General features: G+C 58.3%; 7 protein-coding genes, 2 pseudogenes and 1 riboswitch. Of the genes and pseudogenes, 2 read left to right on the plus strand and 7 right to left on the minus strand.

The window, feature by feature from the left end; genetic code table 11:
* The 4 genes from gcvT to queC all read right to left on the minus strand — a co-directional run.
* Positions 1-823 (minus strand): glycine cleavage system aminomethyltransferase GcvT (gene gcvT / locus RTX98_RS18930; protein ID WP_312798387.1); only part of this gene is annotated, 823 nt, incomplete at its 3' end.
* Positions 824-964: 141 nt separating this feature from the next.
* A riboswitch (glycine riboswitch) is annotated at positions 965-1,054 on the minus strand.
* Positions 1,055-1,274: 220 nt separating this feature from the next.
* Positions 1,275-1,979, minus strand: a complete 705-nt coding sequence (gene queE, locus RTX98_RS18935) for a 7-carboxy-7-deazaguanine synthase QueE (protein ID WP_312798388.1) — start codon at positions 1,977-1,979, stop codon at positions 1,275-1,277.
* Positions 1,976-2,341, minus strand: a complete 366-nt coding sequence (gene queD, locus RTX98_RS18940; protein ID WP_312798390.1) for a 6-carboxytetrahydropterin synthase QueD — start codon at positions 2,339-2,341, stop codon at positions 1,976-1,978. The genes queE and queD overlap by 4 nt, the downstream gene beginning before the upstream one ends.
* A complete protein-coding gene (gene queC / locus RTX98_RS18945; protein ID WP_312798392.1) occupies positions 2,341-3,042 on the minus strand; it encodes a 7-cyano-7-deazaguanine synthase QueC in 702 nt (233 codons plus the stop codon). Before queC ends, queD begins: the two co-directional genes overlap by 1 nt.
* Positions 3,043-3,168: 126 nt before the next feature.
* Here queC and virB11 point away from each other — a divergent pair.
* Together virB11 and RTX98_RS18955 are read left to right on the plus strand one after the other, a co-directional pair.
* Positions 3,169-4,135 (plus strand): annotated as a pseudogene (gene virB11, locus RTX98_RS18950) (P-type DNA transfer ATPase VirB11).
* Positions 4,132-5,832: pseudogene (locus tag RTX98_RS18955) on the plus strand (type IV secretory system conjugative DNA transfer family protein); the annotation flags it as partial. The pseudogenes virB11 and RTX98_RS18955, both read left to right, overlap by 4 nt.
* A gap of 366 nt (positions 5,833-6,198) precedes the next feature.
* Here the strand turns inward: RTX98_RS18955 and RTX98_RS18960 are convergent.
* The 3 genes from RTX98_RS18960 to RTX98_RS18970 form a co-directional block, all read right to left on the minus strand.
* Positions 6,199-6,588 (minus strand): type II toxin-antitoxin system VapC family toxin, encoded by a 390-nt coding sequence (locus RTX98_RS18960; RefSeq protein WP_312798394.1) that lies wholly within the window; start codon positions 6,586-6,588, stop codon positions 6,199-6,201.
* Entirely contained in the window at positions 6,575-6,850 is a 276-nt protein-coding gene (locus RTX98_RS18965) for an AbrB/MazE/SpoVT family DNA-binding domain-containing protein (RefSeq protein WP_312798395.1), read from the minus strand. The genes RTX98_RS18960 and RTX98_RS18965 overlap by 14 nt, the downstream gene beginning before the upstream one ends.
* 339 nt (positions 6,851-7,189) lie before the next feature.
* On the minus strand, positions 7,190-7,473 hold a 284-nt coding region (locus RTX98_RS18970), incomplete at its 5' end, for a hypothetical protein (protein ID WP_312798397.1).

Consider the following 7,473-nt stretch of genomic DNA (forward strand, 5'->3'; position numbering starts at 1 on the left):
CGCCTTCGCGTGCGCCACCGGTGCGGCGCGCTTTCTGGATGGCCCATTCGATGGACGCTTCAACCGGCGACGTCGATGGGTCGATGTCGCTGCCGTAAAGGCAAAGTCCTGCTTCGAGGCGGAGCGAGTCACGCGCGCCAAGGCCGATCGCCTCGCACTCGGGATGGTCGAGCAGGGCCTGCGCCACTTCCTCGGCTTTCCCTGCGGGAACCGAAATCTCGAAGCCGTCCTCTCCCGAATAGCCAGAGCGCGAAACCACACAGGGCGCGCCGCAAAGGTCAGCGTCGCGCACATCCATGAAGGTCATTGCCGCAGCACCGTCCCACAGCGTTGCCAGAACGGCTGCCGCGCGGGGGCCCTGAAGCGCAATTAGCGCCCGATCGTCCAGCAGGGTGACGTCGCAATCCGTGAGCTGCGCCTGCATGTGAGCGAGGTCGGCTTCCTTGCAGGCGGCGTTGACGACAACAAGGAGGTGATCGCCGCGATTGGTGATCATCAGATCATCGAGAATGCCGCCTTCGTCATTGGTGAAGAAGCCATAACGCTGGCGTCCAGCCTTCAAGCCGAGAATATCGACCGGCACGAGCGCTTCCAGCGCCAGCGCGGCGTCGGCATAAACACCCGATTTTGCCTTCACGATGACCTGGCCCATATGCGAGACGTCGAACAGTCCCGCCGCAGCACGGGTATGCAGATGCTCTTTCAGAACGCCGAGAGTATATTGCACCGGCATCTCGGAACCGGCGAACGGCACCAGCTTGCCGTTCAACCGGACATGAAGAGGGTAAAGCGGCGTTCGTCGCAGTGCGGATTGATGGTTCATTCAGTGGCTCCCGAAACCGTCCGTCGGAGACGGCAATGATCGCGCGTTGTCGCGCTTGGAAGCCCCATCTGTCCTTTTTGCCTGAGAGTGTTATCCCGTCGGCGAATCAGGCCTGGTCGGCCCGATTTCTTTCCAGATTCTAGAAGGTGAGAGGTCCTCTTTGCCTGAGAGTTTCCGGGGCGGTTGCTCCTTCGGCGCCGGCCTTTAGCCGATCTCTTCCACTCACTTTAGAAGGCGCTTCTCCGACGCCTATCTTCCCCTTTGTTCAACGAACTGAGCGTCCGAAGCCTGATTTTTCCGGCCTTCTAGTTCACGCCGCTCCACGTAGCAAGCAGGAAGACGACCGCGATCGGCGATATGGACAGCCTGTGCACGGGCTTTGCGCGGCCGCTTTTCAATCCGCTGTCTTGTCTCGTGAAGATCATTGGCTTCCCCGGAGAGAAACAGAGTATCAAACTCCGCGCTTGTTGCCCCAGATCAGCACATGCAACTGCGGCAGGATGTGCGGAACGAGCCATCCTTTCCCCACCGTCTCCTCGACCAGCCATAAGAGGCGGTCGCTGAGGCTTTGGGTGGAAACAGGCTGAAGCGGGTCAGTATTCGGATTGCCGGGCTGAAGATAAAGCGCAAGCGCGGGATAACGCGCCGCAGCTTCACGCGCCCAAAGAAGGTCGCGGTCGTCGAAGATCACGATCTTCATCACGATGTCTGCGCCTTTCGCAGCAGTCAAACACTCCTCAAAAGCCGACCAGTTCGTGCCTTGACCACTCGACGGCGGCTTGGGCGAGAGCACCAGCATGGCCAGCTCGGAGAACCAGTGGCGCGCGATCGAGCCTTGCGTTTCGCAGGCAAAGCGATAGCCGCTCGCCTTGCCTAATTCTATCACCGGCGCAAAGTCTTGAATGGCGGGGTTGCCACCGGAGATCGACACGGTAATCGGCTGCCCGCCAGACAAGCGGACAACTTCGGCCATGATCGCGTCCGGCTCCATCGCAAGCCAGTCATGACGATGTTGGCTTTCCACTGCATGCAGGCTGTCACACCACGAGCAGCGGTAGTCACAACCGCCAGCGCGAATGAACGCCGTAGGCTGACCGATCAGCGCGCCTTCGCCCTGGATGGTAGGACCGAAGATCTCGGCGATGCGCAAGGTCATGACGACTGGATGGGCCGGTACTCGGCCCAAGTCTTCGGTGTTTCCGAGACTTTCACAGCGCTGACTTCGAGCCAGCGAGCGCTACACCAATCGAAGAAGTGTCGCGCCATGTTTTCGGCAGTGGATGGGCCGTCCAGAACGTCGTTGAGATGGCGATGATCGAAGGTGCCATCGATATAGGTCTTGAGGGGCGCCAGCTCGTGGTAATCGCGAACGAATCCATCTTCATTGAGAGTGGGCGCGGCAAGTTCGACCACGACGATGTAGTTGTGGCCATGCAGCCGGGCGCATTGATGATCCGCGGGCAAATGAGAGAGCTGGTGTGAGGCCGAGAAGTGAAATTCCTTGGTGATCCGGAACATCAGGCGGGCTTTCTGCTTTCGATCGCCTCGCACCAGAAATCGGCGTCGGCATAAGTGGTGGGGTCGGTCACACCAGCGAGATGGAAGGCTTCGCGGCGCTCGACGCAGGTGCCGCATCGACCGCAATGAATGTCGCCGCCTTTGTAGCAGGACCATGTTTGCGCAAACGGCGTGTCGTAAAGCGCGCCTTTCGTAACGATGTCGGCCTTGGTCGCTCTTACAAACGGCGTGTGCAGCTTAACCTGCGCATAGCCATCTAATGCAGCCGCCTGCATTCGGTCGAAGGCTTCGGTGAAGCTCGGCCGGCAGTCCGGATAAATGAAGTGGTCGCCGCCATGCACTGCGGTCGCCACAGCGTCCTCGCCCTTTGCGGCAGCGAGGCCGAAAGCGATCGTCAGCATAATTGCGTTTCGATTAGGCACAACCGTGATGCGCATCGTTTCTTCGGCATAATGGCCGTCGGGCACATCGAGGTCGTCCGTCAGTGCCGAGCCCGTAAGTGCGGCGCCGATCGGGCGTAGATCGAAAAGGTGATGCGGTACGCCCAGCTGCTCTGCAGCGCGGGCGGCGAACTCAACTTCCTTGCGGTGTTTCTGCCCATAATCGAACGAAACGAGACGGGTGAGTTCATGCTCGGCCGCAACGATGTAGGCGAGCGAAACGGAATCCAGTCCGCCGGAGCAGACCACTGTGGTTTTCATCTATGAGACCCTTGTTTTGATAACCGGGTAGGCTGCGACCGGTGCAGGCTCCATAACGGCGGACAGGGGTAAGCGCAAGTTCAAGCGTGAAATTGCCTTGAAGCGTAGCGGCGCGTCCAGGTACTCCTGGAGCCGATCAGGCACTTCCTTGATGACCCGAAGGTAGTGGAAACTGCGATCAACAAGCCGGGCCACGTCTACGTGGAACGGTTGGAGAAGATCACATGCAGCATCACATGATCGATGCGCTGACGGCCGATGAGATTCAGAACATCGGGGCACGGGTCGCGGCTGCGACAAGCCAATTTATCAGCCGGTCAGAACCTATCCTAAGCGCCGCACTCCCTACCGGCGAACGCATTCCAATCGTCCTCCCGCCTGCTGCACCGGGGTTGGGGGAACGATCTCGATCCGAAAGCAGGTCGTGAATAACTTCACGCTCGAGGAGTATCGAGACAACGGCTCGCTTGAAAAGGTCTCCGTTGCCGTGGGCGGACTGAGCGACGTCGACCACGAGCTGATCGCCTACCTTCGCGGCGGCCGGATTTACGACATCATCCGCACCGCGATAACCAAGCGCGTGTCGGTCCTTATCATCGGCGGCACGTCGTCCGGCAAAACCACCTTCCTCAATGCGTGCCTCAAGAGCATCGATCCGCACGAGCGGATTGTGACCCTTGAGGACACACGCGAACTCTTCCCGACGCAGCGCAACACCGTCCATCTGATTGCCTCGAAAGGTGATCAGGGAACAGCAAACGTCACGATCCAGAAGCTGCTTGAATCCTCGCTTCGCATGCGTCCTGATCGGCTGTTTGTCGGCGAGATCCGCGGCAACGAGGCGTTCTCATTCTTGCGTGCGATCAACACCGGTCATCCCGGCTTGATGTCGACCGTCCATGCCGATACGCTTTTGGGAGCTTACGAACAGCTCGCCATGATGATGCAACAATCGGGCATGTCCGCCGGCTTCTCCAAGTAGGATCTGATGTCGTACATTCAGATGGTCATCCCGATCGTCATCCAACTCCGGCGCGAGGGCGGAAAGCGGGGCGTCTCCGAGATTTTCTTTGCGCGTAACGAGCAGCCATGACCAAGGGGCTCGCCGCGTTTTATCTCGTCTTCTGCCTTGCCATAGCCTTCGCCGTCTGGATGCTCGGTTATGGCATCGGCCTGCAGCTCTTCTTTGGCAACGGCCGGATCCTTGAAGCGACAATCACAAACAACCCGTTTGCGCCGATGCAGCAATTCTGGGCCTATAGCTCCAGCCCGGCACTGCATAAAGTCGCCTTGGGCTCGCTTGTGCCGGCGTTCCTGATCGCCGGCCTGGTTGCATATATCGGCATGAAGCCCGCAAGCAATCCGCTTGGGGATGCGTCCTTCCAGGACCTCGCGGCGCTGCGTCGCGGCAAATGGTTTCGCAAGGAGGGCCATCTTTTCGGCCGTGTCGGCCGGAATGTCTTGCGGACGCATGACGATCGGCATCATCTGGTTATCGGGCCGACGCGATCGGGCAAGGGTGCCGGCTATGTCATCCCTAACGCCATCTCCCATCAAGGCTCGGTGATCGTCACTGACCTTAAGGGCGAGGTCTACCGAGCCACCGCCGGCTACCGGAAACGTCAGGGCAATCAGGTCTTCCTCTTCGCGCCCGGTTCCGAAAAGAACAACCGCTATAACCCGCTGGATTTCGTGCGTCCTGAGCGCGGCAACCGCACAACCGATATCCAGAACATTGCGAGCATCCTTGTTCCTGAGAATACGGAATCCGAAAACTCGGTTTGGCAGGCAACGGCGCAGCAGGTTCTCGCCGGCGCGATCAGCTATGTGCTGGAAAGTCCCTTCTACAAAGACCGGCGCAATCTGGGCGAGATCAATTCCTTCTTCAACAGCGGGACCGACCTCCAGGCCTTGATGAAATACATCAAGGAAAAAGAACCCTATCTGTCCAAGTTCACGCTCGAAAGCTTCAACGCATACCTCGCTCTTTCGGACAGGGCCGCGGCCTCGGCGCTTCTGGATATCCAGAAGGCGATGAGGCCGTTCAAGAACGAGCGCGTGGTTGCAGCCACGAACGTGACCGACATGGATCTACGAGCCATGAAGCGGCGGCCGATCTCGATCTACCTGGCCCCGAACATCACTGACATTACGCTTCTGCGACCGCTTCTGACGCTGTTCGTGCAACAGGTCATGGACATTCTGACGCTTGAACACGATCCCAATTCCGTACCCGTCTACTTCCTGCTCGATGAGTTCCGCCAGCTGAAGCGCATGGACGAGATCATGACCAAGCTGCCGTTTGTGGCGGGGTACAAGATCAAGTTTGCCTTCGTTATCCAGGATCTAAATAGCTTAGACGAAATTTATGGTGAGAGTTCCCGTTAAGTCCTGCTGGCTAATTGTGGTTATCAGCTCGTGCTAGGCGCAAACGATCAACCGGCTGCTGAATATATATCGCGCGCACTCGGAAAACGAACAATTCGCTATCGGTCCGAGTCCCGCTCGATTGAACTTCTCGGTCTGCACCGTCGGACGAAGGTTGAACAGATTCGGGAACGTGATCTGATGTTGCCGCAGGATGTGCGGCAGATGCCTGAAAGCAAGATGATCTTGCTCGTGGAAGGGCAACGGCCAATTTTCGGAGATAGACTCCGCTTCTTTGACACTGAACCCTTTAAGTCGGCAGAAATCTACTCGAGGAAGTATCCTACAAACACCCCTAACATCGACTATGGGCAGCCTCTTCCTGTGCCAGCGACAACTCGTTCCTACGAGGAGTGTGGAGAGTTTCACGCTGGGAAATAACGCCGATGATGCGCACTCGAAGCAACTGCGCCATGCGCATTCACGAGGATACTGAAGCCCTTGCTCTGTTGAGGCTCAGCTCCTTCTCTGTGGCAACGTTCCGCGCTCTTGAGCGACCCGTATCGCAATCACGTCAGCAACAACAACAGTTTCGCAAGTGATCAAAGCCGACCCTGTATGGTCTCGAACGCACTTGGCGATCAAAGAGCGAGGTAGGGAAGCGCCATTACGGGTAACTCCGAGCCCGAGTTTGCCTGATAGAGTGCCTATCATCAGCTTGGCTCAGGCCACATTGAGCCGCTACGCCGGACTAAGCACTGCTGGTGCGGCGGAGGCGCTGGATCGCTCTCAGACTTCCCGCGCACCATCATAACCGGCCGCCGTTGCCGCCTTTATGAACTTACGGTCGAAACTGACCATGCCTTCGCAATGTGCAGCCCTTGCCAGATGCAGCGCATCGGCAAAGTCCATGCCGTTCTCCGCCAGTTCAAGCGCGGTCGAAACCATGGCACTATCCTCTACAGTAACCGTCGGGAGGCCTGCGAAAGCGCGTAACGCCGCCGCGATGTCCACCGAACGATAGTCGTAAGCGCTACGCAGCACCCACTCTGTTTCAAGGAGCACCGTGACGCTAACAAATACGGGCTGCCCGTCGATTAGGGCTCGCGCCTTCTGAGACTGTTTGGGATGGTCGTTGGTCAAGTATCGGACGACGACGTTTGTATCAATCGCGAGCATGCCGACGCCTTGCTTCAGCAAGCACGCCTGCGTCCATCTCCGCGATCGACTTTGGCTTTCCCGTCCGAGGTAACATGCCGAAGACTTCTTCCGGCCGTGTCTCCACAAATGCTGGCGCTGGCCTTAGCAGCACACCATCAGCGGTTTCCTCAACCGTCAGGCGCATCCCGACGCTCCATTCGCGTCGCTGTCGGATCGCGCTTGGCAATATGACTTGCCCCTTTGTGGAAAGGGTGGTGGTGAGCTTCTCCACAGCGACCATGAGCTTATCCCAAATGTAAGACGCGTGTAAGATACCTCTTCGCATGTCCGTATTCAAGGCTGCCTTCATCCGCGACTGCCGCTTGCTCAATGCTGGAAACGAACCTCCGAAATGATCCTCGCTAGATTCTTGAGTCGGATCCAAGCAAGCTGCAGACGACGCTCACTTGAAGCTGGCCCACTAGGCTGCTTGTTCTACTCACCCAGAACTGCTTTCGACAAATTGCAAACCTTTCTCACTGGGAGGTCATTTTCTGAAAGCGGCCGCCAGCTCTTAGTTGCCCATCAGGCGAGCAAACAGAGGCCAGCCATGTGGCCAGCCTCATAGCATTCGGTTGGACTACGGCTTCGGCTCTAGTGCCGGACCACCACTTCCCGGAGCGGTCTCGCCGCCAGGAAGCGGATCTGATGCAGTGCTCCGATCGCCGGGCATCAGGCCTGGTTCTGACAGGGCTGCAAACTTGTCCATCAACTGGTTGGCAGCATCGGCGCAGGGCTTGATCGGCTCGAGTTCTGAGCAGCGCACCGCCACTTCGAGAGGCCCGCGCTTGAAGCGGAACTCAGCAGCCTTTGATGGTGGCGGAGGCGGTGGGCCGTCGTGGCCCTTAGGCCCGCCGCGTGCCT

The sequence above is a fragment of the Tianweitania sp. genome, assembly GCF_032053605.1.
Lineage (GTDB): Bacteria > Pseudomonadota > Alphaproteobacteria > Rhizobiales > Rhizobiaceae > Tianweitania.

Bases quoted from the DNA above. Each gene is read 5' to 3' on its own strand.
- queE (WP_312798388.1), bottom strand. From the start codon at position 1,979: ATGACCTTGCGCATCGCCGAGATCTTCGGTCCTACCATCCAGGGCGAA.
- queD (WP_312798390.1), bottom strand. From the start codon at position 2,341: ATGTTCCGGATCACCAAGGAATTTCACTTCTCGGCCTCACACCAGCTC.
- queC (WP_312798392.1), bottom strand. From the start codon at position 3,042: ATGAAAACCACAGTGGTCTGCTCCGGCGGACTGGATTCCGTTTCGCTC.
- RTX98_RS18960 (WP_312798394.1), bottom strand. From the start codon at position 6,588: ATGCTCGCGATTGATACAAACGTCGTCGTCCGATACTTGACCAACGAC.
- RTX98_RS18965 (WP_312798395.1), bottom strand. From the start codon at position 6,850: ATGGTCGCTGTGGAGAAGCTCACCACCACCCTTTCCACAAAGGGGCAA.